General features: G+C 64.1%; 29 protein-coding genes. 14 read left to right on the top strand and 15 right to left on the bottom strand.

Going from position 1 to position 24,554, the window contains the following annotated elements:
- Positions 1-105 precede the first annotated feature (105 nt).
- The 5 genes from ACXAEH_RS07935 to ACXAEH_RS07915 form a co-directional block, all read right to left on the bottom strand.
- A complete protein-coding gene (locus ACXAEH_RS07935) occupies positions 106-282 on the bottom strand; it encodes an RSP_7527 family protein (protein WP_475031922.1) in 177 nt (58 codons plus the stop codon).
- Between the two features lie 201 nt (positions 283-483).
- A complete protein-coding gene (locus tag ACXAEH_RS07930; protein WP_475031921.1) occupies positions 484-1,854 on the bottom strand; it encodes a DEAD/DEAH box helicase in 1,371 nt (456 codons plus the stop codon).
- A 183-nt stretch (positions 1,855-2,037) separates the two neighbouring features.
- Positions 2,038-2,979, bottom strand: a complete 942-nt coding sequence (locus ACXAEH_RS07925; RefSeq protein ID WP_475031920.1) for a glycosyltransferase family 2 protein — start codon at positions 2,977-2,979, stop codon at positions 2,038-2,040.
- The gene (locus ACXAEH_RS07920; RefSeq protein WP_475031919.1) at positions 2,969-3,292 is read right to left on the bottom strand and encodes a hypothetical protein; all 324 of its coding nucleotides are present in this window, start codon (positions 3,290-3,292) and stop codon (positions 2,969-2,971) included. Before ACXAEH_RS07920 ends, ACXAEH_RS07925 begins: the two co-directional genes overlap by 11 nt.
- Before the next feature lie 40 nt (positions 3,293-3,332).
- Positions 3,333-4,940 carry a peptide chain release factor 3 gene (locus ACXAEH_RS07915; RefSeq protein WP_475031918.1) on the bottom strand — a complete coding sequence of 536 codons (1,608 nt, stop codon included), beginning with the start codon at positions 4,938-4,940 and terminating at the stop codon, positions 3,333-3,335.
- 323 nt (positions 4,941-5,263) lie between these two features.
- Between ACXAEH_RS07915 and ACXAEH_RS07910 the strand changes: the two genes are divergently transcribed.
- The 3 genes from ACXAEH_RS07910 (at position 5,264) to ACXAEH_RS07900 (ending at position 7,436) form a co-directional block, all read left to right on the top strand.
- Positions 5,264-5,629: a BrnA antitoxin family protein gene (locus ACXAEH_RS07910; protein ID WP_475031917.1), complete on the top strand. Its 366-nt coding sequence runs from the start codon at positions 5,264-5,266 to the stop codon at positions 5,627-5,629.
- A gap of 199 nt (positions 5,630-5,828) precedes the next feature.
- Positions 5,829-6,683, top strand: a complete 855-nt coding sequence (locus tag ACXAEH_RS07905) for an RNA-directed DNA polymerase (RefSeq protein ID WP_475031916.1) — start codon at positions 5,829-5,831, stop codon at positions 6,681-6,683.
- Positions 6,684-6,782: 99 nt separating this feature from the next.
- Entirely contained in the window at positions 6,783-7,436 is a 654-nt protein-coding gene (locus ACXAEH_RS07900; RefSeq protein ID WP_475031915.1) for a hypothetical protein, read from the top strand.
- 10 nt (positions 7,437-7,446) lie between these two features.
- Here ACXAEH_RS07900 and ACXAEH_RS07895 read toward each other — a convergent pair whose 3' ends face one another.
- A complete protein-coding gene (locus ACXAEH_RS07895; protein ID WP_475031914.1) occupies positions 7,447-8,472 on the bottom strand; it encodes a Hint domain-containing protein in 1,026 nt (341 codons plus the stop codon).
- A gap of 226 nt (positions 8,473-8,698) precedes the next feature.
- Between ACXAEH_RS07895 and ACXAEH_RS07890 the strand changes: the two genes are divergently transcribed.
- The 5 genes from ACXAEH_RS07890 (at position 8,699) to ACXAEH_RS07870 (ending at position 14,083) form a co-directional block, all read left to right on the top strand.
- A complete protein-coding gene (locus ACXAEH_RS07890; RefSeq protein WP_475031913.1) occupies positions 8,699-9,478 on the top strand; it encodes an SDR family oxidoreductase in 780 nt (259 codons plus the stop codon).
- Positions 9,479-9,488: 10 nt separating this feature from the next.
- Positions 9,489-10,610: a hypothetical protein gene (locus ACXAEH_RS07885; RefSeq protein WP_475031911.1), complete on the top strand. Its 1,122-nt coding sequence runs from the start codon at positions 9,489-9,491 to the stop codon at positions 10,608-10,610.
- 228 nt (positions 10,611-10,838) lie between these two features.
- On the top strand, positions 10,839-11,888 hold the full coding sequence (locus ACXAEH_RS07880; protein WP_475031910.1) for a methyltransferase domain-containing protein: 1,050 nt from the start codon (positions 10,839-10,841) through the stop codon (positions 11,886-11,888).
- Between the two features lie 194 nt (positions 11,889-12,082).
- A complete protein-coding gene (locus tag ACXAEH_RS07875; protein WP_475031909.1) occupies positions 12,083-13,189 on the top strand; it encodes an ABC transporter ATP-binding protein in 1,107 nt (368 codons plus the stop codon).
- A 42-nt stretch (positions 13,190-13,231) separates the two neighbouring features.
- Positions 13,232-14,083 carry a GNAT family N-acetyltransferase gene (locus ACXAEH_RS07870; protein ID WP_475031908.1) on the top strand — a complete coding sequence of 284 codons (852 nt, stop codon included), beginning with the start codon at positions 13,232-13,234 and terminating at the stop codon, positions 14,081-14,083.
- A 110-nt stretch (positions 14,084-14,193) separates the two neighbouring features.
- Here ACXAEH_RS07870 and ACXAEH_RS07865 read toward each other — a convergent pair whose 3' ends face one another.
- On the bottom strand, positions 14,194-14,868 hold the full coding sequence (locus tag ACXAEH_RS07865) for a helix-turn-helix transcriptional regulator (RefSeq protein ID WP_475031907.1): 675 nt from the start codon (positions 14,866-14,868) through the stop codon (positions 14,194-14,196).
- 73 nt (positions 14,869-14,941) lie between these two features.
- A complete protein-coding gene (locus ACXAEH_RS07860) occupies positions 14,942-15,250 on the bottom strand; it encodes a hypothetical protein (RefSeq protein ID WP_475031906.1) in 309 nt (102 codons plus the stop codon).
- Between the two features lie 226 nt (positions 15,251-15,476).
- Between ACXAEH_RS07860 and ACXAEH_RS07855 the strand changes: the two genes are divergently transcribed.
- From ACXAEH_RS07855 to tatC, 3 genes are read left to right on the top strand one after another with little or no spacing between them, the layout of a single operon-like run.
- Positions 15,477-15,707, top strand: a complete 231-nt coding sequence (locus ACXAEH_RS07855; protein ID WP_475031905.1) for a twin-arginine translocase TatA/TatE family subunit — start codon at positions 15,477-15,479, stop codon at positions 15,705-15,707.
- Between the two features lie 6 nt (positions 15,708-15,713).
- Positions 15,714-16,193 carry a Sec-independent protein translocase protein TatB gene (gene tatB / locus ACXAEH_RS07850; protein ID WP_475031903.1) on the top strand — a complete coding sequence of 160 codons (480 nt, stop codon included), beginning with the start codon at positions 15,714-15,716 and terminating at the stop codon, positions 16,191-16,193.
- Positions 16,190-17,092 (top strand): twin-arginine translocase subunit TatC, encoded by a 903-nt coding sequence (gene tatC, locus ACXAEH_RS07845; RefSeq protein ID WP_475031901.1) that lies wholly within the window; start codon positions 16,190-16,192, stop codon positions 17,090-17,092. Before tatB ends, tatC begins: the two co-directional genes overlap by 4 nt.
- Positions 17,093-17,182: 90 nt before the next feature.
- On the opposite strand, the gene ACXAEH_RS07840 is transcribed toward tatC, so the two are convergent.
- A complete protein-coding gene (locus tag ACXAEH_RS07840) occupies positions 17,183-17,614 on the bottom strand; it encodes a MarR family winged helix-turn-helix transcriptional regulator (protein ID WP_475031900.1) in 432 nt (143 codons plus the stop codon).
- A gap of 73 nt (positions 17,615-17,687) precedes the next feature.
- Here ACXAEH_RS07840 and ACXAEH_RS07835 point away from each other — a divergent pair, with 73 nt between their 5' ends.
- The 3 genes from ACXAEH_RS07835 (at position 17,688) to ACXAEH_RS07825 (ending at position 19,457) form a co-directional block, all read left to right on the top strand.
- Entirely contained in the window at positions 17,688-18,056 is a 369-nt protein-coding gene (locus tag ACXAEH_RS07835) for an antibiotic biosynthesis monooxygenase family protein (RefSeq protein WP_475031899.1), read from the top strand.
- Between the two features lie 16 nt (positions 18,057-18,072).
- Complete coding sequence (locus tag ACXAEH_RS07830; protein WP_475031898.1) at positions 18,073-18,516, top strand: hypothetical protein; 444 nt, start codon at positions 18,073-18,075, stop codon at positions 18,514-18,516.
- A gap of 98 nt (positions 18,517-18,614) precedes the next feature.
- Positions 18,615-19,457, top strand: coding sequence for an ATP-binding protein (locus ACXAEH_RS07825; protein ID WP_475031897.1), 843 nt, complete (start codon positions 18,615-18,617; stop codon positions 19,455-19,457).
- A gap of 209 nt (positions 19,458-19,666) precedes the next feature.
- Here the strand turns inward: ACXAEH_RS07825 and ACXAEH_RS07820 are convergent, their stop codons facing one another.
- The 6 genes from ACXAEH_RS07820 to ACXAEH_RS07795 all read right to left on the bottom strand — a co-directional run bounded on the left by ACXAEH_RS07820 (position 19,667) and on the right by ACXAEH_RS07795 (position 24,527).
- Positions 19,667-20,932 carry a LysM peptidoglycan-binding domain-containing protein gene (locus ACXAEH_RS07820; RefSeq protein WP_475031896.1) on the bottom strand — a complete coding sequence of 422 codons (1,266 nt, stop codon included), beginning with the start codon at positions 20,930-20,932 and terminating at the stop codon, positions 19,667-19,669.
- Positions 20,933-21,077: 145 nt separating this feature from the next.
- Positions 21,078-21,725, bottom strand: a complete 648-nt coding sequence (locus tag ACXAEH_RS07815) for a protein-L-isoaspartate(D-aspartate) O-methyltransferase (RefSeq protein ID WP_475035543.1) — start codon at positions 21,723-21,725, stop codon at positions 21,078-21,080.
- 8 nt (positions 21,726-21,733) lie between these two features.
- Positions 21,734-22,528 (bottom strand): 5'/3'-nucleotidase SurE, encoded by a 795-nt coding sequence (surE, locus tag ACXAEH_RS07810; RefSeq protein WP_475031895.1) that lies wholly within the window; start codon positions 22,526-22,528, stop codon positions 21,734-21,736.
- A gap of 231 nt (positions 22,529-22,759) precedes the next feature.
- Entirely contained in the window at positions 22,760-23,407 is a 648-nt protein-coding gene (locus ACXAEH_RS07805) for an SDR family NAD(P)-dependent oxidoreductase (RefSeq protein ID WP_475031894.1), read from the bottom strand.
- A 138-nt stretch (positions 23,408-23,545) separates the two neighbouring features.
- Positions 23,546-23,818 (bottom strand): hypothetical protein, encoded by a 273-nt coding sequence (locus tag ACXAEH_RS07800; RefSeq protein ID WP_475031893.1) that lies wholly within the window; start codon positions 23,816-23,818, stop codon positions 23,546-23,548.
- Between the two features lie 166 nt (positions 23,819-23,984).
- Positions 23,985-24,527 carry a DUF2199 domain-containing protein gene (locus ACXAEH_RS07795; protein ID WP_475031892.1) on the bottom strand — a complete coding sequence of 181 codons (543 nt, stop codon included), beginning with the start codon at positions 24,525-24,527 and terminating at the stop codon, positions 23,985-23,987.
- Positions 24,528-24,554: the final 27 nt, after the last annotated feature.

Raw genomic sequence — 24,554 nt, 5'->3', positions numbered from 1 at the left:
CGGCGCGGCTGCGAACCTCCTCAGCCAGAACGAAAAACGCCGCGGCCTTTGAGGCTCGCGGCGTTTTCTTTTCTGTCACGGTACCGCAAGAACGCGGCTGCGGCCTCAGCCGTGCAGCGGGCGGGCGCAGGCCGGGCGCGAAAGCAGTTTGAAAGGCGCCAGGAAGACCGCGCGGAACAGGCGGCGGGTAAAGCTGGCAAAGGCCTCGGCGCGCAGCTCATGGGCGCGGGCTTCGATGGCCTGGAACTGGGCAATGGTCAGGGTGTTGGTGTCGTTGGTCATGGCGTGGCCCATCTTGAATGGCGCGTTTCAGTGTTGCCCTTGCAATACGCCGTTCTGCGCGGATTTACGCCCGCCAAGATCGAAGACCCGTTATGCTGCAAGTGCAAAGGTCGCCATGCTGCGAGTGCACTGGCCCTGAACCTGAACGAAACAGGCCGCCCCCAAGGGGGGCGGCCTGCGCAAATGCTGCTGCTGCGCCGGTCAGCTGGCGCGGCGTTCGGCAAAGCTGAGCGCGATGAAGCTGGGCAGATGGTCGCCCATGCCGACCACAACCTTGTCGTCGCGTTTGTTGTACTTGCCGCGGCCGCCGGAGGAGCGCTCGCGCTCAGGCTTTTGGGCAGGCTTCTGCGCGGGCTTGTCGTCCTTGCGGCTCTCTGCCTCGGGCTTGGCAGCGCGCGGGGCGCGTTCCTTCTTCGGTTCCGGCTTGACCGGGTTGTCCAGGCGCGGAATGTCCTTCTGGATCAGCTTCTCCACCGCATCCATCGCCTTTTCATCGCGCACCGAGCAGATGGTGATCGCCTTGCCCTCGCGGCCGGCCCGGCCGGTGCGGCCGATCCGGTGAACATAGTCCTCGGCATGGCCGGGCACGTCGAAATTGATCACATGGCTGACGCTGGGCACGTCCAGACCGCGCGCGGCCACATCCGAGGCCACCAGGATGCGCAGGGATCCCTCACGGAAACCGTCAAGCGTTTTGGTCCGCTGGCTCTGGTCCAGGTCGCCATGGATCGCGGCGGCGTCATAGCCGTATTTCTTCAGCGATTTCGCGCAGATATCCACGTCCGTTTTGCGGTTGCAGAAGATGATGCCATTGGTGAGCTTGTCGCCCTCGGCATCAATCAGCGCCCGCAGCACTTTGCGTTTCTCGCTGCCTTCGCGGTCGCGGCGCGAGGGTTTGAACTGCACAACCGCCTGTTCGATGGTCTCCGACGCGGTGGCCTGGCGGGCCACTTCGATGCGGGCCGGGGCCGACAGGAAGGTGTTGGTGATCCGCTCGATCTCCGGCGCCATGGTGGCGGAGAAGAACAGCGTCTGGCGGGTGAAGGGCGTCAGCGAGAAGATGCGCTCGATGTCCGGGATGAAGCCCATATCGAGCATTCGGTCGGCCTCGTCCACCACCATGATTTGCACGCCAGTCAGCAGCAGTTTGCCGCGCTCGAAATGGTCCAGCAGGCGGCCAGGAGTGGCGATCAGCACGTCGACGCCCTTGTCGATCAGCGCGTCCTGCTCCTTGAAGGAGACCCCGCCGATCAGCAGCGCCTTGGTGAGCTTTACATGCTTGGCATAGGTGTCGAAGTTCTCGGCCACCTGCGCCGCCAGCTCACGGGTCGGGCACAGCACGAGGCTGCGCGGCATCCGGGCCCGGGCGCGGCCGCGGGCCAGCATGGTGATCATCGGCAGCGTGAAGGACGCGGTCTTGCCGGTGCCGGTCTGGGCGATTCCCAGAACATCGCGCCCCTCAAGCGCAGGCGGAATTGCTCCGGCCTGGATTGGGGTGGGGTTTTCATATCCCGCTTCCTCAATGGCTTTGAGGACCTTGGGATTAAGGTTCAGATCGGTGAATTTTGTCATCTGTATCCGTCATTGCGGACACTGACCTGGCCCGCGCGTGTGTGTTGCAGCCGGTTCCGCAAATGGTCATGCGGCTTGGCAGCTTCCGGCTCGTGGAGCGGCATAGCAAAATCCCGAGCGATCGTCAATTAATGCCCGGTTTTCCAGTATTTTGAGCTCCAGTGCGTGCAAAATGGAAACAATTCAGCGGAAATCCGGGAAGTGTTGCTGCCGCTTGGCTTCCAGGTCCAGCTGCCGGATCTTCAGCAGTCCCTCTGCCTGCAGCCGGCTCCGCAGGCCGGGGCTGTCGGCGCAGACCTCGTCGAAAAAACCGCGCAGGCCGGCCTCTCCCTGTTCCGCCTCAAGGGCGCTGAGCAGTTCATGGGCGGTGAGCCCGCCTGCCGCGCGCGGCCGGACGGGCTTGAGGTCAGGGCGGTAGGAGCCTTTTTGCAGCCGGTAGCGGTAATGGCCCAGCCAGCTGTGCCAGTCGCGGGCGTGCAGGTGGCAGAGATCCATACCTGCAAGTTCCGCTTTCCCCGGATTCGCAACCTTGCCGAGATAGGCGTGGTGAATACGCAGCTCCAGCCCTTCGATCCCGGTGCGGCTGAACAGCTTGCCCTGGACATGGCTCAGGAAGCCGCCGTTCAGATGCTCGCCGAATTGCGGGTAGATCCGCTCAGCACTGGCGCGGCCGGATGGCGGCACATACCCCTTGAAGGCGGTGCCATCGCCCCCAGCCAGGGCTTCGGCCGGGCGCACCCGGGCGCACACCGCATCCGGCGGCAATGCCGCGAGCTCTGCCGCAGGCAGGGCGGCGGACCACAGAAATTCATCCACGTCGCAATGCAAAAGCCAATCCACGTCCCGCGCCTGCCGCTGGTAGGCGCGGGTTGCGTTGACGGTCTGGCGCACCTGGTGCTTGACCGGACGCCGCCCGTGCTTTTGCCAATAAGCATCATCGCAGTTGAGCACCCGGATCTTCGGATGCGACTTCAACAGCGGGTAGGCATCGGGGCAGGGCGCGTCCAGATAGATGAACAGCCGGTGCGCCCCAAGCTCCAGATAATGAGCGGCAAAACTCAGAATGTCCCCGGCCTCAGCCTTGATTGTGCTGACGAGACCCCATTTGACCGGGCTATTGCGCATCTGGCTGAAGCCTTTCCTTATGGCTCTGGGTGCGGCCAATGATGCTGCGCGGATCGCTCATCCCCTTGTGCAGCATCCGCAGGCCCAAAGGCTGCCGGACCGGTTCGCTTACCGCCGCATGGCTCCAGGCGCGGGGCGGCATAGAGATGTCCAGGTCCGGTGCACCCGCTGCCGCCCGGCTGCGCAGGGTTTTCAGGCCGCGGCCAGCCAGCGGCGGAGCCGGCAGTGTACCGCCAAGCGGTGCCGCGCGCCTTGCCGGCCGCCGCATCAAAGCGAAAAACCCGCCAGGGCCGTTTTCTTGTTCAAGATCCATGGCGGGTTTCAAAAATCTGGAGTGTCCAAGGGAAAGGCTGTTACGCCATCATTTCCTTGGTCGCGGTCAGATTCAAGTCCGGATAGTCGCGCACCACCCGGTCGATGTCCCATTGCAGCCGGGTCAGAAAGACGATGTCGCCGTCGTGGTCATGGGCGATGTGCTGCTTGTTGGCGTTGATGAACTTCTCCACCGCCGCCTTGCCGCCACTGACCCAGCGGGCCGAGGTGAACTGGCTGGCCTCGAACCGCACCGGCAGGCCGTATTCCATCTCGATCCGGCTGGCGAGCACTTCGAACTGCAGCGCGCCGACCACGCCGACAATAAAGCCCGAGCCGATCGAAGGTTTGAACACCTTGGCCGCGCCTTCCTCGGCAAACTGCATCAGCGCCTTCTCCAGGTGCTTGGCCTTCATCGGATCGCCCGCCCGCACGCCCTGCAGCAGTTCCGGCGCGAACGACGGAATGCCGGTCACCTTCAGCGCCTCGCCCTCGGTCAGCGTATCACCAATGCGCAATTGCCCGTGGTTCGGAATGCCGATGATGTCGCCGGCCCAGGCCTCCTCCGCCAGCTCCCGGTCGGAGGCCAGGAACAGCACCGGGTTGGACACTGCCATCGGCTTCTTGGTGCGCACATGCGTCAGCTTCATGCCGCGTTTGAAATGGCCCGACGCCATCCGCACAAAGGCCACCCGGTCGCGGTGCTTGGGGTCCATATTTGCCTGAACTTTAAAGACAAATCCGGCGACCTTCTTTTCCTCCGGTGCCACCGCACGGGGGGAGGCGGACTGCGGCTGCGGCTCGGGGCCGTAGGCGCCGATGCCGTCCATCAGTTCCTTGACGCCGAAGGAGTTGATTGCGGAGCCGAACCAGATCGGGGTCATGTGCCCCTCCAATACCGCCTGCGGGTCGAGTGCCGGCAGCAGTTCGCGGGCCATTTCGACCTCTTCCAACAGCTTCTCCAGCAGGTGCTCCGGCACGTGTTCGGCCAGCTTGGGGTCGTCCAAGCCGTTGATTTCAATGCTTTCCGCCACTTTGTTGCGGTCGGCGCGGTCCATCAGCTCCAGCCGGTCGCGCAGCATGTCGTAGCAGCCGATGAAATCGCGGCCCACCCCGATGGGCCAGGCCGCCGGGGTCACGTCGATCGCCAGGTTCTCCTGGATTTCGTCAATAATTTCAAAGGTGTCCCGGCTCTCGCGGTCCATCTTGTTACAGAAGGTCAGGATCGGCAGATCGCGCAGGCGGCAGACCTCGAACAGCTTCTGGGTCTGGCTTTCGACACCCTTGGCGCCGTCGATCACCATCACCGCCGCATCCACCGCCGTGAGGGTGCGGTAGGTGTCCTCGGAGAAATCGCTGTGACCCGGCGTGTCCACCAGGTTGAAGCGGAAGCCGCTGAAATCAAACGACATTGCCGAGGCCGAGACAGAGATTCCGCGGTCCTTTTCCATCTGCATGAAGTCCGAGCGCGTGCGCCGCGCCTCGCCCTTGGCGCGCACCTGGCCGGCCATCTGAATCGCGCCGCCATAGAGCAGGAACTTTTCAGTCAGCGTGGTCTTGCCGGCGTCCGGGTGCGAGATGATCGCAAAGGTCCGGCGGCGGGCAATTTCGGGCGGCAGTTCGGGGCGGTTGGTGACGGTATCGAGCATGAGCGCGCGTATAGCAGGAATGCCGCAGGAGGCAAGGAAAACGGCGGGTGCCGGGCGTGCACCGCCTGTGCACCCCTTGTGCACCGGGCGGGTGCCAATCCGCGGATTTTCCGGCTGTCCCCGCGGGGACAGGTGCGGCGGACGGGGCGGCCGGGGGGCCGGTGGGCGCAATCGCCCACCCTACGGTGTTGCGTGTTCACCGTACGCCCCGTTGGCTGGGAATTAACCCGGGCAGGGCAGGCTGGTGATCAGCGCGGGAGTGCCGCCCCGCCATGCAACCGCCGCCAAGGGACCTGTAACCTCCGCCCAAGGGATATGTGCCGATGCCCAGCAAGCAATATTACCACAATGAAATGCAGCTGGAGCTGGACGAGCTGCAAGAGAAGCTGCGCCGCGACTGGCTGGACAAGAGCCTGCCGGACGACTGGGACGGTATCCTGAGCTGGGAGCGTCTGGACAAGCCCAAGACCCGGGTCACGGTCCGGCTGGACACGGATATGGTGAAATGGTTCCGCAAGCTGGGCCCGAACTATGGCCGCCGCCTCAACTCGATCCTGCGGATCTACTGGCTGGCGCTGCTGGCGGGGCATATCCAGGCCCATGACAAGGACAATACGATTTTGCGTATTGCCGCCCGGGCGCGGGAGCTGCAGCAGGATCTGCAGCGGCGCGGGGTGGGGGAGCGGTGAGCAGTACTCCAATAATGACTACAGATAGCTGTTGTTGATGAAACACTGGGATCGTGAAGTTTGCCTGAAGTGCTGGAGGGCAAGTTGTGAGGTGTTCACATGATATGCACGTGGTGGTTTAGTCGTTTTGTCGTCGGGAGCGTGATTCGGAGTATTCCTCACGTGCCCTTTTTTAACTCTACTAAGGGCTGCAGAGCACTTGCCGGATCCTACTGAAATTCAAGCTGCTGTTAACTTGGCCATTGAGCACGTTCTTTCTACAGGTTTGGATGACATTGCCAAACCGCCAACGTTTCTAAGTTCGGTTGAGCTTGCAACTATAAGTGATCATAATGAAGATTTTCGCAGGGAAGCTACTCGCCAGACGCTTAGCTTTTTGAGGACTGCAAACCTTCGGAATGTAGGTATTGGCAATCCCCAATACTATATGGTCCCCAAGGATGAGCATACGTTAAGGCGAGTTGCTTGGATCGATCCCTTTGACTTGGTGAAGTATCTTTCGGTCTCATTGTTGCTGTTTCCACAAATTGAAGCATCACGCCCGCCCAGAGAGCTAAATGTTGTTCACTCGCACCGTAAGTCGCCCAACGGTGCTTGTGTTTTCGACGTCGACTTTGGGTACGATTCATTTAGGCGGGCATCGAGTGAGATTTCGCGACGGAGAATGGGCGAGTGGAAGATCATAACGGATATTTCAAATTTCTTTGACAGAATTGGTAATCATCCATTGGAAAACCATTTGGGTGATTGCGGCTGTGATCCGGAAATGACTGTGTTGGCACGAGAGATTCTCTTTCAGTGGTCTGGAGATCGAAGAAGTTTTGGAGTTCCAGTGGGATCGGATGCGAGTAGAATACTGTCGGAGGCAGCATTGATTGCGGTGGATCGCCAACTGGAGCAAAACGGAATTGAGTATGTCAGATACGTGGATGATTATCGGCTTTTCGCCTCAAGTCGCGCGGAGGCGTACGATACAGTCAGAATTTTGAGTGAGCTTCTCGCAGAAGAGGGGCTGACTTTAAATAATAAGAAAACACGTATCTTCCAGATTTAAGATTATCACGAGGCAAGGGAGAGCCTTGAACAGGGTATCAACGCATCTCACGAGCGAATAGATGAAAATGAGCGTGTTGAAATTCAACGCCGTATCCAAGTGAGTGGTAGAACTTCTATTTCTCGGTTCTATCGGCACCCTGGAGTCGAAGCATTGCGGCGGTTAGAGTCACTTAGATACGAAGATGTCGTTTCGCAAGTTTCTTCCTCACAAGGTGCGGAGAAGGAAGATGCGATACGGACAGCAGTTAAGTATTTTATCTATGTTAGGCAGGATGTCGAAATCTTAGAGATCCTCATAAGGGAGAAGATAACCTCAATTTTTTACGTCGTAGATGCGCTTGTAAAAGATGAAGAGAGGATAAGCCCTTATGTAAAAGAGAGAGCTAGAGACACTCTTCTGGAGGGGTTAGGGGTGGAGCAATGTAGTTATCCTTTTCAGATTCCTCTTTTGCGGCTGTGCGCTACGCAAGGGTACAACGATGGAACTTTAGCAAATGCAATTGCCGACAGGCAAAGGCAACTTGACAACCCGCAGTTCTTTAGAGAAGCAATTTTGTTAGGTTTTCAGCAGATGGAGCGACAGAAGGTTAGGCGATTGGCCACTGAGGTTTTTCGCAATGTCTCTCCTCCGCTGCAAAGGGCAATAACTTTTGCAGTTAAGAATTACAGTCGTATGACTGACGCCGAAAAGAACCCATTGCTGCGCAATATCAGGCAGTCGTCACAAGACTGGTTCGTTGGCAGAATTTAAATCTGCTTACCTACCGCAGCGACGCCCGCTTCAAGAGCCCCACCGCGTCAGGCCGGTCCAAGAGCGAGCGGCTCACGTCCAGCCCGTGGGTGCCGCTCTTGTGGGAGGGGGGCAGGGCGCCAGGCTCGGTTCCTGCGCGGGCGGTCCAGAAATCCTCGGGGAGAACCGGCCGTGTGACGGGGTCGAGGAAGGTGCTCTCGGCGGCGATGCCCTCGGCGTAGATGATGTGGTGGCGGTCGAACAGGATCTGGAAGTAATCGGCAAAGCCGCCGTCCAGCACCACCACCGAATGGCCGTTCACCAGGTCGCGGGCGCGGACCAGGATTTCGGGGGCGCCGGCGCCGATCTCATCCGAGCGCTGATAGACCATGAGGCGGTGGGCGGGGCTGACGATCAGGTCGTTGGCGTTGTTCAGGGCGCCCTTGCGGATCAGGATCGGGGCGAGGTCGCCGACGGCGCGCAGGGTGGACTGGCCGACCCAGCGCACCTCCTGGATGCCGTCGTCGCGGGTCAGGACGCGGTCGCCTGCGCGCATCTCCTCGATCGGGCGCTGCGCGCCGGTGGCCAGCGTGATGCGGGTGCCGCGGGTGAAGGAGACGCAGGCGGATTGCGCCAGTTTGCGCCGGGCGGGCTCGCGCTCCGCCTTGACCAGGGTGTAGGGCATCTGCGGCCGCAAGGGGGCCAGCGGCACCAGGAAGACGCCGGCGATCATGCCGTCCTCGTCGACCTCGACCATCACCAGGGTTTCGGTGTTGGGGCCGCTGTCGGGCATCAGGGTGAGCAGGCAATCCAGATGCAGCGCGGCGCCGGGGGTGCCGAGTGCGGTGTTGTCCGCGATGCTGAAGCTGCCGTCGTGATGGGCGGCGATCGCCAGGCGCCGGGGCGGTTCGGCCAGGGCCAGCATGTAGATGTCATCCAGCACCAGATCCTCGAGCACCCCCATCGGGTCGCCCATGTTGGCGCCGTATTCAACGCAGAACTGTTCGGCGCGGAAGGCTTGGACGGAGGCGAGGCTGGCGGTCAATGTCGGTCTCATGGGCGGCGGCTGGTTGATTCCATATGTGGGCCCGCGGCGGCGGGCGTCCAATAGAAATGGCGTGAGAATGTGGCACAAAGGGGGAGGGAAGGCGCTGTTTTTCCGGCAGGTTCACGGTTGCGGCAGGCGGGGAAGGGGCGGGCAGGGGCGGGCGGAGGGGCTGGCCATCCGCGCGCGTGCAGTGCAAGCTCCGCGCAAATGGAGAAGATTCCCGAGGGAGGACAAGATGGATCTGGGTATTTCGGGCAAGCGCGCGCTGGTCTGTGCCAGCAGCAAGGGGCTGGGCCTTGGCTGCGCCGAGGCGCTGGCGGAGGCGGGTGTGAACCTGGTGATGAACGCGCGCGGGGCGGAGGCGCTGGAGGCGTCTGCGCAGGCGGTCCGCGACGCCTATGGTGTCGATGTGGTGACGGTGGCTGCGGATGTGACCACCGAAGAGGGCCAGCGCCAGGTGCTGGCGGCCGCTGAGGGCGTGGACATCCTGGTCAACAATGCCGGCGGGCCGCCGCCGGGCATGTGGACCGACTGGGACCGCGCCGATTTCATCAAGGCGCTGGACGCCAACATGCTGACCCCGATTGCGCTGATCAAGGCGCTGGTGCCGGGCATGATGGAGCGCGGCTGGGGCCGGGTGGTCAACATCACCTCGCAATCGGTGAAGGCGCCGATCCCGGTGCTGGGTCTGTCGAACTCGGCGCGTGCGGGGCTGACGGGCTATGTGGCGGGCACCGCGCGGCAGGTGGCGGGCAAGGGCGTGACCATCAACAACATCCTGCCGGGCATTCATGCCACCGACCGGGCCGTCTCGCTGGATACCGGGGTGAGCCAGGCGCAGGGGATTTCGATGGAAGAGGCCAAGGCGCAGCGCTGTGCCGGTATTCCGGCGGGCCGTTACGGCACCCGTCAGGAATTTGGCGCCACTTGTGCGTTCCTGTGCTCGCAGCACGCGGGCTTTATTGTCGGCCAGAACATCCTGCTGGATGGCGGCGGCGTCAATTCGACGATGTAAGGGGGGCGGCATGGCTTCGGGATTTTCCCTGAAAGACCAGTTGTTCAACCGCGATAAGGTCCGCTATCTGGCGGGCCTTTTTGCTGCGGCTGAGGCTGGGTTTGACGCTTCGGAATTTGAAGAACAGGTGATGGCAGAACTGCCGGCGCTGGAGCTGAAGCAGCGGATCACGCTGATTGCCGAAGTGCTGGCGCGTCATCTGCCGGAGGCGCTGCCGGATGCGGCCCCGGTGCTGCTGAAGGCGCTGCCGCCGCCGCTGGATCCGGGCAAGACGGATGATGATTTCGGCGATTTCATCTTTGCACCCCTGGGGGAGTATGTCGCTGCGCGGGGCGTTGAGGCGCATTGCGATTTGTCGCTGGACCTCTTGGAGGAGATCACCCAGCGGTTTTCGATGGAATGGGCGATCCGCCCGTTTTTGAACCGCTGGCCTGACGAGGTGCTGGCGCGGATGCAGGGCTGGGCCGGGCATTCCAGCTATCACGTGCGCCGGCTGGTCAGCGAGGGCACACGGCCGCGGCTGCCCTGGGGCGAGGCCGTGGGGCTGTCGCTGGATCAGCCTTTGCCGCTGCTGGATCGTCTGCACGGCGACGGCACCCGATATGTCACCCGCTCGGTCGCCAACCATCTGAACGACATTGCCAAGAAGGACCCGGATCTGGTGATGGACCGGCTGGAGAGCTGGCGGGCCGCCGGGCAGCAGCAGAAGAAGGAGCTGGAGTGGATGACCTCCCACGCCCTGCGCGGGCTGGTGAAGGCCGGGCATCCGCGGGCGATGGCGATGCTGGGCTATGACCCGGAGCTGGCGCTGGAGGCACGGATCGAGGTGCCAAAGGCGGTGCGGATCGGCGCGGCGCTGGATCTGTCCTGCCGCCTGGAAGGGGCTGCGGGGGCGCCGGTGCTGGTGGATTATATCCTGCATTTCCAGCGCCCTGGCGGCAAGACCTCGGCCAAGGTGTTCAAGCTGAAACAGGCGAAACTCACCGGCGGCAAGCTGGAGCTGGGCAAGACGCACAAGCTGAAGGGGGATGCGACCACCTTTAAGCTGGTGCCGGGGCCGCACCGGATTGAGCTGATGGTGAACGGCAAGGTGCGGGCCGAGGCGGCGTTTGAGCTGCTGGCTGAGGGGTAGTTCCCAAGCAGTGCAATCTTGCCGGCGCGGAGCAATGAACTGAGGGCAGCGCCCTCCCGTGGGGAGGGTCGGGCGCTGCCCGGCGTTCCGCCGGGCGGGAGGCCATAGTGTTTCGATGGTTCCCCCACACTCCTTCACAGTTGCGTCAGACCGCCTGCTGCCCCGATTGCCGCACCATCTGCGCGCCGCTATCCCAATGGCTCAGACCCATCAGGAAAGGCGGCTCTCATGAAACATGAAAACGTGCAGAACTATTACGGCGAGGTGCTGCAAGGCAGCGATGATTTGCAAACCAACGCCTGCTGCACGCCGGACGACATGCCGGATCATGTGAAGGCGGTGCTGTCGAAAATCCATGACGAGGTGCTGACCCGCTATTACGGCTGCGGGCTGATTGCGCCGGAAGCGCTGGAAGGCGCGCGCATTCTTGATTTGGGCTGCGGTGCGGGGCGCGATGTTTATGCGCTGTCGGCGCTGGTGGGCGAGCATGGCAAGGTGGTGGGCGTCGACATGACCCCGGCGCAGCTGGAGGTGGCGCGGCGCCATCAGGACTATCACGCCGAGGCGTTTGGCTATGCGCAATCTAATGTAGAGTTCCACCACGGCTATATCGAGAAACTGGAGGAGCTGGACTTGGAGCCGGGCTCGTTCGACATCATCGTTTCCAACTGCGTGATCAACCTGGCCACCGACAAGGGCGCGGTGCTGCGCGGGGCGCATCATCTGCTGAAAGAGGGCGGGGAGATGTATTTCTCCGACGTCTATGCCGACCGGCGGGTGCCGCAGGCGATGGCGGAGGATGAGGTGCTGTATGGCGAGTGCCTGTCCGGGGCGCTTTACTGGAACGACTTTTTGTCGATTGCCAAAGAGGCCGGTTTCAAGGACCCGCGGATGGTGACTTCGCGTCTGCTGACGATTGAAAACCCGGTGCTGGAGAAACGCGTGCAGCCGCTGAAGTTCCTGTCGGCCACCTACAGGCTGTTCAAGCTGCCCGCCCTGGAGCCGGCCTGCGAGGATTACGGCCAGGCGGTGATCTATAAGGGCACCATCGAGCACGCGCCGCATGTGTTTGCGCTGGATGACCACCATATCATCGAGGCAGGCAAGGTGTTTCCGGTCTGCGGCAACACCTGGATGATGCTGCAGGACAGCCGGCTGGCGCCGCATTTCGAGTTCATCGGTGATTTTGACACCCACTACGGGATTTTCACGGGGTGCGGCGGCAATTCGCCCTTCAACGGGCTGGAGCAGGACGGCGCGGCTGCGGGCTGCTGCTGACGGGCCTTTCACCTGACACCTTTCCGCCCGGCCGCGGGGGGCGTAGCGCCCGCCTGCGCGGCGGGGCGGGCGCTGCCCGGCGGGGCGCCGGGCGGTCCCGTGTCGCCGGCGGCCTGAGCGCTTGCAGCCGGGGGGCGGGGTTGCTATCCCGGCGGGACCCCAAGCGTTTTCATCGGAAACAGCCCCGAGGCCTCATGAACACTGCCCCTGCCGAGATGCTCAGCACTATGGCCGCGCCGCGGCTGGAGATCCGCAACATCAAGCGGCATTTCGAGGGCCGTGCGGTGGTGGATGATGTCTCCTTGCAGATCCAGGCGGGGCAGGTGACCTGCCTCTTGGGACCCTCGGGCTGCGGCAAGTCCACCACGCTGCGGATGATTGCCGGGGTGGAGATGCAGGATTTGGGCGAGATTTATGTGGATGGCAAGCTGATCTGCGACACCGTGTTCCGGGTGCCGCCGGAGCGGCGGGAGATCGGGCTGATGTTCCAGGACTTTGCCCTGTTTCCGCATCTGAGCGTTGCTGACAATGTCGGCTTTGGCCTGAAGGGCAGCCGGGACGAAAAGCGGGCGCGGGTTGAGGAGCTGCTGAACCGGGTGTCGCTGAAGCGCTTTATCGACGGCTACCCGCATCAGCTGTCGGGCGGCGAGCAGCAGCGGGTGGCGCTGGCCCGCGCGATTGCGCCCCGGCCGCGGATCATGCTGATGGATGAACCGTTTTCGGGTCTTGATAACCGGCTGCGCGACGGCATCCGCGACGAGACACTGAGCCTGCTGAAGGAAGAAGACACCGCGGTGCTGCTGGTGACGCATGAGCCGGAAGAGGCGATGCGGATGGCCGATGAGATCGCGCTGATGCGCGGCGGCAGGATCGTGCAGCAGGGGGCGCCCTACAATGTCTATACCCACCCGGTGGACAAGGCGGCTGTGTCCTTCTTCAGCGATGTGAACGTGCTGAAGGCCGAGGTGAACGGGGCGCTGGCGAAGACGGCATTCGGTGAGTTCCTGGCGCCCGGGGTGGCGGATGGCACGGCGGTGGAAATCGTGTTCCGGCCGCAGCATCTGCGCATCGATTTCGACCGCGGCGGCAAGGGGCCGCTGCCCACCCCCAGCGACGGGGTTGCGGCGCGCGCGGTGGTGGAGCGTGCGCGCTTTCTGGGCAGCGAGAGCCTGGTGGAGTTCCGGATGGAGTTTGACGGTTCGATCCTGAAAGCCACGGTGCCCAATGTCTTCCTGCCGGAAAAGGGCCGGGCGATGTGGCTGACGGTGCGGCGCAACCGCTGTTTTGTCTTTCCTGCCTGAGGCTTGACGGGCATTGTGGCCTCTGGAGACCAGGAGGTGCAGATGCAGGACGGCTATGAAATCCGGGCTTTGCCGCCCGGGGAGACCGGGACCGCGGTGGAATGGGCCGCGCAGGAGGGCTGGAACCCCGGCCGCCGGGACGCGGGCTGTTTTGGCTCTGTGGATCCTGAAGGGTTCTGGGGCGGGTTCCTGGACGGGCAGATGATTGCCTGCATTTCGGTGGTGAATTACGGCGGGGCGTTTGCCTTCCTCGGCTTCTATATCGTGGCGCCGGAGCACCGGGGGCAGGGCTATGGCTATGCGCTGTGGCAAAAGGCCTTGGAGCATGCAGAGGGACGGGTTGTCGGGCTGGACGGGGTGGTGGACCAGCAGGAGAATTACCGCCGTTCGGGCTTTGAGCTGGCGTACCGCAATATCCGCTTTGGCGGGCTGCCTTCCGGCGGTCTGGAAGGGGCACCGGAGTTCGATGTTCGGGTTCTGACGGCCCCCGCGGCGGAGCTGGAGGCGCTGGATGCCCGGGTGTTTCCGGCGCCGCGCCGGGCCTTCTGGCAGCAGTGGCTGGGGGCAGAGGGGCATCACTCCTTTGCCGCGTACCGGGATGGAAACCTGGCAGGCTTCGCCACCCTGCGGCCCTGCCGCAACGGCTATAAGATCGGGCCGCTGGTTGCGCTGTCGCATACCGCGGCAGAGGCGGTTCTGGCGCGGCTGCTGCAAGAGCTGCCTGCGGGGCAGGAGGTTTTCCTGGATGTGCCGGAGCCCCATGCCGGGGCGGTGGGGATGGCCCGGGCGCTGGGGCTGGCGCCGGTGTTTGAGACCGCCCGGATGTACCGCGGGGCGGCGCCGCAGCTGGAGCTGGATCTGATTTACGGCGTCACCAGTTTCGAGCTGGGATAGGGCGCTGCCCTGCCGCTTGTGTGAAAGCGGCCTTTAAGGAAAGGGGCGCTGCCCCCGCCGCCTTTGGCGGCTCCCCCGGGATATTTTCAGCCAGAAGAAACAAGGATCTGTCAGCTCCCGTATGGGTCGTAGTCCTGCAGCCGCTTGCCGGGTTCGTCGACGAAAAGCTCGGGCAGGGCGGAGGCGTCTTCGATCAGGTCGACGCGGAAGACGCGGAAGGCTTCGCGGGCCTCGCACCAGGCGGTGAGGGTCCAGACCCGGCCCCAGTATTCCATGTGCAGGGGGCGGATTTTCCGCTTTGTAAGGGTGCCGTCGATGCGGCGGTAGCTGAGCTGCAGTTTCTGGCGCGCTTTGATGGCGGCGCGCAGGCTGGGCATATGCGCCAGGGCGCGGGCGGCGTCCGAGAACGGGTAGACCGCGAATTTCCAGGCATCCGCCTCGGCAATGGTTTGCTCCGGCAGCACCGCGTCGATTTTGGCAGCCAGCGATTGCGCCGCGGATTTGAGCTCCGGGTCGGCGGCCTCAGCGACGATCGCCATGCCGAGGTTCAGCGCCTCCAGCTCCTCTGGCGTCAGGGTCAGGGGCGGCAGGCTGATCTGCTCGCGCACCATATAGCCGACGCCGCGCTCGCCCTCGACCGGCACGCCGGAGGCCGTGAGCGTGTCCATGTCGCGGTAAATGGTGCGGGTGGAGACCTCCAGCCTCTCGGCGATGTCCTGGGCACGGTGCAGCTTCCCGTCGCGCAGGATCTGGATGATTTCGAAAAGGCGGTCGGTGCGGCGCATGGGGCTAGCCTTGGCGCGGGGGAGGGGGGAGGTCAAGGGCTGCGCCCGGGGTCAGCCGGGCGCAGCCTGCGGGTCAGGGGGCCATCTGCCACAGGACCTCTTCGTGGCGCATGTTTGCGCAGTCAGGAGCGATTGCCGCCATCACCTCGGGCGAGAAATCCTGCTGCATGAAGGTCTGCGCCGCCTTTTTTGCCGTCGCCATGTCCTTCCAGACCACGTAGTCGGTCCAGCTGCCGTCTTCGCCCTGGCTCAGCTGACGGGTGACAAAGCCGTCTTGCGCGCGCACGAAGCTTTCGGTGCGCTGCATCAGGGCGGTGAAATCCGCGGGCCTCACCCCGTCTGCCAGTTTGAAGGTCACGATCTCGGCCACATGTTTGTTCATCACGTTTCTCCTTTGGTGCTGTGATGGGCTGGATTTACCGCCCTTCAACTGACATAAACCTGTCAGTTGGGTGCGGGGCGCTGGCAAAAACTGCGGATTCTGCCCGGCTGAGGGGCCTTGCATGGGGGGAAGCGCTTCCGCTTGGGCGGGCCTGCGCGCTACACCCGGTGCAACGGAATAGACCGGCGCCCGGCATGGGTGCTGGGGCAAGTGAGGAGTATGAAAAATGATGCAACCGATGTTGATCCAAAACGTAGGTCCGATGGGCATTCTGCTGATCGCTGTCGTCGTCCTGGTCCTGTTTGGCCGCGGCAAGATTTCCTCGCTGATGGGCGAGGTGGGCAAGGGCATCACCTCCTTCAAGAAGGGCATCAACGAAGGCGCCAAGGAGCTGGAAGAGGACGCCGCTGCCGAGGCCAAGGACGTCACGCCCGAGTCTGACAAAGACAAGGCGTAAGGCCCTATGTTCGATCTTGGGTGGACCGAACTGCTGGTCATCGGCGTTGTTGCGCTGATCGTCGTCGGCCCCAAGGACCTGCCGGTGCTGTTCCGCAATGTGGGACGGTTCGTGGGCAAGGCCAAGGGCATGGCGCGCGAGTTCAGCCGGGCGATGCATGACGCGGCGGATGAGGCCGGGGTCAATGATGTTGCCAAGGGGCTGAAGGCGGCTGCCAACCCGGTGGGCACCGCCATGGACGGGGTCAAGCAGGCGGCGCAGGAGATGGCGACGTCGATCGACCCCACCAAATACGACCCCGAAAGCGAGACCGGCAAGCTGGCCGCGGAACGCGCTGAAAATGCCAGGAAGATCCAGGCATCGAGTGCGCGGGCGGCGGCGGAACGCAAGGCGCGCGAGGCTGAGGAGGCGCTGGCCAAGGCGGAAGAATATGAGGCTGCGCTGGCGCCGGCGGCGCCGAAAGCGGAAGATGAGGCCAAATCATGAGCAAGACGGATGAGATTGACGACTCAACCGCGCCGCTGATCGAGCATCTGGCCGAGCTGCGCAACCGGCTGATCCATTCGGTTGCCGCCTTTGTTGTCGGCATGGTGATCTGTTTCACGGTGGCGACGCCGGTGTTCAACTTCCTTACCGCGCCTTTGTGCCAGGTGCTGGCCGAGGGCGGCCAGGACTGTGCGCTGATCTTTATCAGCCCGCAGGAAGGTTTCTTTGTCGCGATCAAGATTTCCTTCCTGGGCGGCTTTATCCTGGCGTTTCCCTATATCGGGTTCCAGATGTGGCGGTTTGTGGCGCCGGGGCTGTACAAGAGCGAGAAGGGGGCGTTTCTGCCGTTCCTGGTGGCCTCGCCCTTCATGTTCCTGCTGGGGGCGAGCTTTGCCTTCTATGTGGTCACCCCGCTGGCCTATGACTTCTTCCTGGGCTTCCAGCAATTCGGGGCCGGCGGCGAGGCGGTCACCGGCGAGGAGGTGAACCAGGGGCTGAGCGTGGTGTTCCAGGGCTCGGCGCAGGAGTATCTGAACCTCACGATCAAGTTCATCGTCGCCTTTGGACTGTGCTTTCAGCTGCCGGTGCTGCTGACGCTGATGGGCAAGGCCGGGCTGGTGAGTTCCGAAGGCCTGGGCGCGGTGCGCAAATACGCGGTGGTGGCGATCCTGGTGCTGGCCGCACTTGTGACGCCGCCGGATGTGATCACCCAGATCATCCTGTTTGTGGTGGTTTACGGGCTGTATGAGATCTCGATCTTCCTGGTGGCCCGTGTCGAGAAAAAGCGCGAGGCGCAGCTGCGGGCGGATGGCTATTATGACGATGAAGACGGGATGGACGCCCACCCGGAGGATCCGCTGATGGCCGAGTTCGATGCCGAGGACGGCAAGGACAAATAGGCCGGAGACGGTATGAAATGAGAAAGGCGCGCCTTAGGGCGCGCTTTTTTTGGTGTCTGACCAGGAGCAGGGAGGCCGCTGGGGTTGCAGTCAGCTGCTGTGTGCCGCGCTGATAATCCGCCGCATCAAGTCCAGGAACTGTTCTCTTTCCTGGTTCGACAGGGGGGCAAGGGAGTGTTCGTTCTGATCATTGGCGGCCTTGTAGGCGTTGTCCCGCGGGGCCAGTCCTTTTGCGGTCAGCCAGATTTGCTGCGACCGTGCGTCTGCCGGGTGTTTCTTTCTGACAATCAGCCCGTCCCGTTCCATGCGGTTCAGGGTATTGGCCAGGGTTGCCTGTTCCAGCGCCAGTTTTTCCAGGAGTTCGCGCTGGGTGACACCGTCCCTGACCCAAAGCTCCAGCAATACGGGGAATTGCCCGATGGTGATGCCAAGCGGAGTGATGCGCTCCTGCAGGCCGGCGGCAAACAGGCGGGCGGTGTGGTTGACCAGATAGCCGGCGGAGTTTTCTTTTTCGAATTTCATGGTTTTGATCTGCACTTGAATAGCATGCTATGCAATGATACATAGCATGCTATGTTAATTGAAAGGAGCCGACATGCCCGGACTTGCAGAATTGGACGCCGCCGTCACACTTGCCGATCAGATGAGCGCCGAAGAGGGGCCGGTTGTCCTGATGAACCTGTTCACCATTGATCCGTCTGATGAGGAGGCCTTGCTGAAGGCTTGGGCGTATGACGCTGATTTCATGAAGGCGCAGCCCGGCTATATCTCCACCCAGATGCACAAGGGGCTCGCGGGCAGTGCCACTTACGTGAATTATGCCGTCTGGCAGGATGTCCAGAGCTTCCGTGCGGCCTTCACGAACCCTGAGTTTCAACGCCGGATTGCCAAGTATCCAGAGAGCGCCGTCGCCCGGCCGCATTTGTTCCGCAAACTGGCAGTTGCCAACCATTGCGTTGCCTAATGGGGGGCAGGTTGCCATGAAACAGAAAATTCACGCAGCTGCCGGTGCCGCGGCCTTCCTGATCATCCTGACGTTTTGGACCTCGACGGTGCTGAGCGAGGCCTTTGGGACGCCGGAGACCATTGCGCTTGTCAAATCCAGGATCCTTTTGGGGATGTTTGCCTTGATACCGGCGATGGCCATTGCCGGAGGTTCTGGCATGGCAATCGGGCGCCGGCGCAAGGATGCACCGGCCCGGTCGAAGAAAAAACGCATGCCACTGATCGCCGCAAATGGGTTGCTGATCCTGCTGCCGGCAGCCGTTTTCCTGGAGGCGCGGGCAAGTGCCGGAAACTTTGATGGTGCCTTCATCTTTGTGCAGGGGGTTGAGCTGATTGCAGGTGCGTTGAACCTGACCATGATGGGTTTGAACATCCGGGATGGCCGCAGAATGGCGGCGCAACGTAAAAGCCGGGCCTAACCTTGCGGCCTTTCGGGGGGCAGGCCTGTAACTGGCCCCCTTGCCGGCCCCTCCTGAACATGCTTTGAAATCCGTCAGCTAACCGACGGAGGCACCCCATGGACCAGATCGCATTGACCCGCATTGCCGAGGCGCTGGAGCGGATGTCTCCGGCGCCGTTGGAGACCCCTGATTTCAACGCGGCCTCTGCCTTTGTCTGGCATGTGGGGCCGGAGCGGCTGGAGCCGGTGGAGAGCGTCAACCGGGTGGATCTGGAGCTGCTGGTGGGCATCAGCCGCGCGCGCGATACGCTCTTGGAGAACACCCGCCGGTTTGCGCAGGGCTTTGCCGCCAACAACGCGCTGCTGTGGGGCGCGCGGGGGATGGGGAAGTCGAGCCTGGTGAAGGCCGTGCATGGCGCGCTGGCCGGCGATCATCCGCAGCTGAAACTGGTGGAGCTGCAGCGTGAGGATCTGCCTTCGGTGGCGCGGCTTCTGAACCATCTGCGCGGCTCGGCGCACCGGTTCATCCTGTTTTGCGACGACCTGTCCTTCAGCCATGACGACCAGCATTACAAGAGCCTCAAGGCGGTGCTGGATGGCGGGATCGAGGGGCGGCCGGAGAATGTGGTGTTTTATGCCACTTCCAACCGCCGCCATCTGATGCCGCGGGACATGATCGAGAATGAACGCTCCAGCGCCATCAACCCGTCGGAAGCGGTGGAGGAGAAAGTGTCTCTGTCCGACCGGTTCGGGCTGTGGCTGGGCTTCCACGCTTGCGATCAGGATGAATACCTGGCGATGATCGAGGGCTATTGCGCGGCTTACGGCGTCGAGGTGGCGGCGGAGGATCTGCGCGCCGAAGCGGTTGAATGGCAGGCGACCCGCGGCGCGCGCTCAGGCCGGGTGGCCTGGCAGTTCTTCACCGATCTGGCGGGGCGGCACGGGGTGGCCTTGCGCTGAATTGCAGCCCAAGGCCGGCTTGGCGCCAACGGCATCGGGAGGGGGCGCTGCCCCCGCCGCCTGCGGCGGCTCCCCCGGAGTATTTTCGGCCAGAAAGAAGCCGGAACGGCGGCGCTGGACAGCCGGGCCTGCATTTGAGCCCGGGGCGGGCGGCGGCTGCAATCGGGGGCAATCTGCCAGCAGCCTGCTGCCGCCGCCGCGGGTTCAGGTCAGTTCAGATAGGTCAGCGGGTCGATGCTTTCGAAGCCGTCGCGGACCTCGAAATGGACATAGGCGTCGTCGCCCTCGCGCAGCGAGGCGATGCGCTGGCCGCGGACCACGCTTTCGCCTTTCTTCACGGTGATATTGCCGACGTTCTGATAGACGGTCAGCAGTTTCTGGCTGTGGCGGATCACCACGATCGGCACGTTGTTGGAATCCTTGGTGATGGCGGCCACGGTGCCCGCTTCGGCGGCATTCACCGGGGCACCGGCGGCGGCGGCGATGTCGATGCCGTCATTGCGGCCCTTGGAATAGGTCTTGATGATCTTGCCCTGCACCGGGTAGGCCATGGCGGCATTGCTGGAGCGGCTGGGTTCCGGCAGCTCCGGCTTGGGCAGGGTCTCGGCTGCCGGGGCTTCTGCAGCCGGGGCGACCTCTTCGTCCGGCAGCGGCTGGCTGGCACTGGGCGGCACCGGGGTGGCGCTGCCGGTGCCCGGTTCGGTCACCGCCACCGGGGCGGCGGCGGCAGGCGCCAGCTCCGGCGCGGGGTCTTGCTTCAGCGGGATCAGCAGGTACTGGCCTTCGCGCACGCCGAAGTCGCTGCCCAGGCCGTTCCATTCGGCCAGTGATTTCACCGGCACCTGGTAGAGCCGCGAGATGGTATAGGCGGTCTCGCCGCGCTTCACCTTGTGGCGCACCGGTTCCGGGCCGTCCTGCACCACCGCGGGCTTGGGCTGCGGCACCGGCTGGATGGCGGTGGGGGTGACCGAGCCCGGGTTGGGGGAGGTCAGCGGCGCGGTGTCGATGGCCTGGCCCGCCAGGGTGGCGATATCCACCGAGCCGGGGGATGCGCTGCCATCGGCGGGCAGGCTGTCGGGGGCGCGGCGCGGCAGGGCCAGAACCTCGCCCTGGCGCATCCGGTCGCCGGATTGCATGCCGTTGAAACGGGCCACTTCCTCTGGCGGCAGGCCGATGCGGGCGGCGACGTCGGAGACGGTGTCGCCGCGCCGCGCCACTGCCACCTGATAGGAGGGGTAGGTGATCAGCCCGCGCCCGTCGGGCGAGGGGCGGTTCGAGGTGGCCGACTGCGCCGCCCCGGCGGTGTTGAAGGCGCCGATCTGGCCGCGCAGGTCATAGTCCAGCGGGCTTTGGCAGGCGGCCAGCACCCCGGCCAGTGCTCCGGCCAGCGGCAAAGCCGCGAGCAGCCGGGCCCGCGGCAGCATCTTACGGGGCAGGCCGCGGAATACGGTCCGGGCGGGGGTGGTCCGGGTCATCTTGCTCTCCTCAAAACACGCGTCCCCTTTTTCGCGGGGATTTGCTCGCGTCAATCACTATAGCCCATAGATCCGGGCGGGCGGCTGAAATCCGCCGCCAGTGTAGGGTTTGCACCGGGCAATTTCAATTCGCAGCGGGCAGTGGCTAGGTCTCTTTGCCCAGGCCTTCGAGCAGCGGCACAAAGCGCACCGGGCGCAGCTCGTCATAGTCGAGCCCGTCTTCGGTCTTGCGCACCCGGATCAGCGTCTGCACATGGTCGGACTGGCCGACCGGAAGCACCATGATGCCGCCGGTTTTGAGCTGCGCCAGCAGGGGGCCGGGCGGGTCTTCGGCGGCTGCCGTCACGATGATGCGGTCAAAGGGGGCCTGCTCGGTCAGCCCGTGGCTGCCGTCGCCCACCAGCGAGGTCACATTGGCCAGCTGCAGCTGGTCGAACACCGCCCGCGCCTCGCGCACCAGCCGGGCGTGGCGGTCGATGGTATAGACCCGGCGCGCCAGTTTCGACAGGATCGCGGCCTGGTAGCCGGAGCCGGTGCCGACCTCCAGCACGGTGTCGCGCGGGCTGACCTGCAGCGCCTGGGTCATCATGCCGACCACCGAGGGCTGCGAGATGGTCTGGCCGCAGGAGATCGGCAGCGGCACGTCCTCATAGGCGCGTTCGGAGAAGATGCCGCGCACGAACAGGCCGCGGTCGATCTCCTCAATCGCTTCCAGCACCTTCTGGTCCGTTACCCCGCGCGAACGCACCGAGTAGACGAACTGCATCTTGGTTTCCGGATCGGGGCCGTTCATTGCAGCGCTCACTTAGCCGTCCATTCGGCCGCCTTCAGCGCGTCCATGGCGTCGCGGGCGGTGAGGTCGGCGCGCATCGGGGTGACCGAGATATAGCCGTCCATGTTGAGCGCGGCGTCAGAGCCGGGGAGGGTCTGCACCTGCTGGTCGCCGCCGCGGATCCACAGGTAGCGGCGGCCGGCGGGCGACAGTTTCGGCTCGGCGGCGAAATGGCTGCCGCGGCGGAAGCCCTGGGTGGCCACCCGGGTGCCCTTGACGCCGGATGCGGGCTGCGGCGGGAAGTTGATGTTGTAAAACAGCCGGTAGTCCTGGCTGTCCTGCGGCATGGTGGCGAGGATCTTCTTCACCAGGGCCGCACCATGCACTGCCGCAGCCTCAAACGGATTGGCCGTATCCCGGTTGGCAGGTCCGTAATACTGCGACAGCGCCATGGCCGGCACGCCTTGCAGCGCGGCTTCCATGGCGGCGCCCAGGGTGCCGGAGTAAAGCGCGTTTTCGGCCGAGTTGTTGCCGCGGTTCACGCCCGACAGCACCAGATCTGGGCGTTTGTCCTGCATCACCACATGCAGGCCGGCCAGCACGCAGTCGGCGGGCGAGCCTTCGGCGGCAAAGCGGCGGACATCCAGCTGGCTGAGCATGGTGGGGCGGGTGTAGCTGATGCAATGGCCGACACCGGATTGCTCAAACGCGGGCGCTACGGTCCAGACCTCGCCTTGGGGGCCTGCGACGTCCCGGGCGATGGCCTCGAGGATGGTGAGCCCTTCGGCGCTGATGCCGTCGTCATTGGTGATCAGAATGCGCATGGGGGTGCTGCCTGCCGTTTTCAACCGTGTTCCGGATTGAATAGGACTTGCACGGAAAGGGGGCAAGCCTTTCGCCAAAACCTGAAGGCAAGACGGTAAAAGCGGGCAGGGAGGCAACAGGCCGCCGTGGCAGGGACGGGCTCCCGCGCCTTGGGGCTGCATCAAAGATGCCGTCCCAAGCCTTGGGCCGGGCGCCGCGCCGGGGGGCGCGGCGGGGGCCGTCAGCGGGGGTCAGCCTGCCAGGATCTGCGGCAGCAGGCGCGCGGCCTCGTCCTGGATCGGGGTCAGGGCCTCGCGGTCCTCGCCCGGGTGGAAGCGGGCGCGCAGGGCGGTGGCCATCGGCTGGGGTTCGAGAATGCGGACCTGCGGGCCGGTGCGTTCGGATTCGGCCTGCCAGCTGCGGGCCAGGGCCATCTGCGCGGCCTTAGTGGCGCCATAGGTGCCGTAGAATTTTTCGCCTGCCTTGGGGTCGTCGAAGAACACCGCGCGGCCCTGCTGGCCCAGCAAGGGCGCCACATAGGGGATCAGCACCGAAGGCGCGGTGGCGTTGATGGCCATCGCCTTGGTCCAGTCCTTGGCCGCCACCGAGGGGGCCGGGCAGAGGGCGGTTGCATGGATGGCGGTGTGCAGCCACAGGTCCAGCTTGCCCCAGCGGTCATGGATGCCGCGGCAGAGCGTGGCCATCGCCTCCGGCACGGTGATGTCCATCGGCGCCAGGGTGGCGGAGCCGCCGGCCGCCTTGATCCGGTCGTCCAGCTCTTCCAGCGCGCCGGTGGTGCGGGCGACGGCGACGATGTGATGGGTGGGCGCAAGCGCTTCGGCGAGGGCACTGCCAAGACCGCGCGAGGCGCCGGTGATAAGAGCGATTTTATCTGTCATGGCCGCCTTCATGGGCCGCGGGGGCAGGCAGGTCAAGGGGGCGCGGAACGGGCCATCGGGCGTGCAAGAGTTTTCTGAAAACTCTTGCCAAATTTTTTCTCAAAAAATTTGCTCCCGGCGCTGCCGCAGGCGGGCGGCTCAGCTGCCCGGCATCGCCAGGCGCTTGGTTTCGCCGCCTGCGTTCAGCACCAGCCCCTGCGCGTCGATTGCCACCACCCGGCCCGCCGGCAGGCGGCTGCCGCGGGTTACCTTGCGGGTGCGGCCCGAGGGCAGGCGCACCAGCGCGGTCAGGCTGTCCTCGGGGCCGAACAGCCCCAAAAGGCTCAGGTTGCCGCGGTTCACCGCGTTGCCCTGCGTGGCCAGCCCCGCCACCTTGGCAGAGGTGCTGTCAGCCGGTTTTGAATTTGCCATTGTCTGCATCCCCAATAGGTCCCGGCGTATCTGGGCCGCGGGGCCTGCCGCTTCAAGGCGGCTTGGGAGCCGCAGCGGGGCGATCGGCGGGAAGCCGCGGGCCGGATGCCGGCAATGGGTGGAAAGGCGCTGCCGGAGGTCTCCTCAGGCCGCCCGGGGGCCTGCCTCAGGCGTCGAACACCAGAGAGGGCAGGTCGTGGCCGTAGGCATAAAGCAGCTCCAGCAGCTCCTCCAGCGAGGCGCCGTCCTTTTGCAGCGGGTAGAGCGGGTGGTTCTGCTCGCTCACCTTCAGCTCGGGGTATTGGCCGCCGGGGCGCATCTCCAGCATGCAGCCCGCGGGCATCGGCATGTCCGGCGGGATCGCATTGGCCAGCCAGGCCGGCCGGTCGCCGAGCTTTTCGGTCTCGCGCATCTCGAACAGATCCAGATAGGCGTCGAAGTCATCGCGCCCCAAGCTGGCCCAGGTGCCGAGGATGAACTCTTCGCCGCGGCTGCCCGCCAGCGGCACCGCCAGCACCGCGCGGATAAAGCGCAGATCGCCGAGGCGGCAGAAATCATCGGTCAGGATGTCGCCGCGGGTGGCCAGGACGGCAGAGTTGTCCTCAACCTCCATGTCCTCGGGGCAGATGTCGGGCCGGTCGCAGGACAGGCTGAGCAGCTGCGCAAAGGTGGCGCCGCAGCAGCGGCACTGGCGCGGGGAAGTCAGCATGCGGGCGAGATGCGGGTCCAAGGGGCG

Source organism: Leisingera sp. ABM4_060 (genome assembly GCF_056158765.1).
This window is presented reverse-complemented; position numbering and strand designations above follow the sequence as displayed.

What these genes read in the sequence shown, in the direction of transcription:
- ACXAEH_RS07870 (WP_475031908.1), top strand. Translation starts at nt 13,232, where the DNA reads ATGCAGGACGGCTATGAAATCCGGGCTTTGCCGCCCGGGGAGACCGGG.
- ACXAEH_RS07885 (WP_475031911.1), top strand. Translation starts at nt 9,489, where the DNA reads ATGGCTTCGGGATTTTCCCTGAAAGACCAGTTGTTCAACCGCGATAAG.
- ACXAEH_RS07910 (WP_475031917.1), top strand. Translation starts at nt 5,264, where the DNA reads ATGCCCAGCAAGCAATATTACCACAATGAAATGCAGCTGGAGCTGGAC.
- tatB (WP_475031903.1), top strand. Translation starts at nt 15,714, where the DNA reads ATGTTCGATCTTGGGTGGACCGAACTGCTGGTCATCGGCGTTGTTGCG.
- ACXAEH_RS07820 (WP_475031896.1), bottom strand. Translation starts at nt 20,932, where the DNA reads ATGACCCGGACCACCCCCGCCCGGACCGTATTCCGCGGCCTGCCCCGT.
- ACXAEH_RS07865 (WP_475031907.1), bottom strand. Translation starts at nt 14,868, where the DNA reads ATGCGCCGCACCGACCGCCTTTTCGAAATCATCCAGATCCTGCGCGAC.
- ACXAEH_RS07875 (WP_475031909.1), top strand. Translation starts at nt 12,083, where the DNA reads ATGAACACTGCCCCTGCCGAGATGCTCAGCACTATGGCCGCGCCGCGG.
- ACXAEH_RS07890 (WP_475031913.1), top strand. Translation starts at nt 8,699, where the DNA reads ATGGATCTGGGTATTTCGGGCAAGCGCGCGCTGGTCTGTGCCAGCAGC.
- ACXAEH_RS07795 (WP_475031892.1), bottom strand. Translation starts at nt 24,527, where the DNA reads ATGCTGACTTCCCCGCGCCAGTGCCGCTGCTGCGGCGCCACCTTTGCG.
- ACXAEH_RS07860 (WP_475031906.1), bottom strand. Translation starts at nt 15,250, where the DNA reads ATGAACAAACATGTGGCCGAGATCGTGACCTTCAAACTGGCAGACGGG.
- tatC (WP_475031901.1), top strand. Translation starts at nt 16,190, where the DNA reads ATGAGCAAGACGGATGAGATTGACGACTCAACCGCGCCGCTGATCGAG.
- surE (WP_475031895.1), bottom strand. Translation starts at nt 22,528, where the DNA reads ATGCGCATTCTGATCACCAATGACGACGGCATCAGCGCCGAAGGGCTC.
- ACXAEH_RS07880 (WP_475031910.1), top strand. Translation starts at nt 10,839, where the DNA reads ATGAAACATGAAAACGTGCAGAACTATTACGGCGAGGTGCTGCAAGGC.
- ACXAEH_RS07920 (WP_475031919.1), bottom strand. Translation starts at nt 3,292, where the DNA reads ATGGATCTTGAACAAGAAAACGGCCCTGGCGGGTTTTTCGCTTTGATG.
- ACXAEH_RS07855 (WP_475031905.1), top strand. Translation starts at nt 15,477, where the DNA reads ATGATGCAACCGATGTTGATCCAAAACGTAGGTCCGATGGGCATTCTG.
- ACXAEH_RS07925 (WP_475031920.1), bottom strand. Translation starts at nt 2,979, where the DNA reads ATGCGCAATAGCCCGGTCAAATGGGGTCTCGTCAGCACAATCAAGGCT.
- ACXAEH_RS07915 (WP_475031918.1), bottom strand. Translation starts at nt 4,940, where the DNA reads ATGCTCGATACCGTCACCAACCGCCCCGAACTGCCGCCCGAAATTGCC.
- ACXAEH_RS07835 (WP_475031899.1), top strand. Translation starts at nt 17,688, where the DNA reads ATGCCCGGACTTGCAGAATTGGACGCCGCCGTCACACTTGCCGATCAG.
- ACXAEH_RS07930 (WP_475031921.1), bottom strand. Translation starts at nt 1,854, where the DNA reads ATGACAAAATTCACCGATCTGAACCTTAATCCCAAGGTCCTCAAAGCC.
- ACXAEH_RS07805 (WP_475031894.1), bottom strand. Translation starts at nt 23,407, where the DNA reads ATGACAGATAAAATCGCTCTTATCACCGGCGCCTCGCGCGGTCTTGGC.
- ACXAEH_RS07825 (WP_475031897.1), top strand. Translation starts at nt 18,615, where the DNA reads ATGGACCAGATCGCATTGACCCGCATTGCCGAGGCGCTGGAGCGGATG.
- ACXAEH_RS07815 (WP_475035543.1), bottom strand. Translation starts at nt 21,725, where the DNA reads ATGAACGGCCCCGATCCGGAAACCAAGATGCAGTTCGTCTACTCGGTG.
- ACXAEH_RS07840 (WP_475031900.1), bottom strand. Translation starts at nt 17,614, where the DNA reads ATGAAATTCGAAAAAGAAAACTCCGCCGGCTATCTGGTCAACCACACC.
- ACXAEH_RS07895 (WP_475031914.1), bottom strand. Translation starts at nt 8,472, where the DNA reads ATGAGACCGACATTGACCGCCAGCCTCGCCTCCGTCCAAGCCTTCCGC.
- ACXAEH_RS07935 (WP_475031922.1), bottom strand. Translation starts at nt 282, where the DNA reads ATGACCAACGACACCAACACCCTGACCATTGCCCAGTTCCAGGCCATC.
- ACXAEH_RS07830 (WP_475031898.1), top strand. Translation starts at nt 18,073, where the DNA reads ATGAAACAGAAAATTCACGCAGCTGCCGGTGCCGCGGCCTTCCTGATC.
- ACXAEH_RS07800 (WP_475031893.1), bottom strand. Translation starts at nt 23,818, where the DNA reads ATGGCAAATTCAAAACCGGCTGACAGCACCTCTGCCAAGGTGGCGGGG.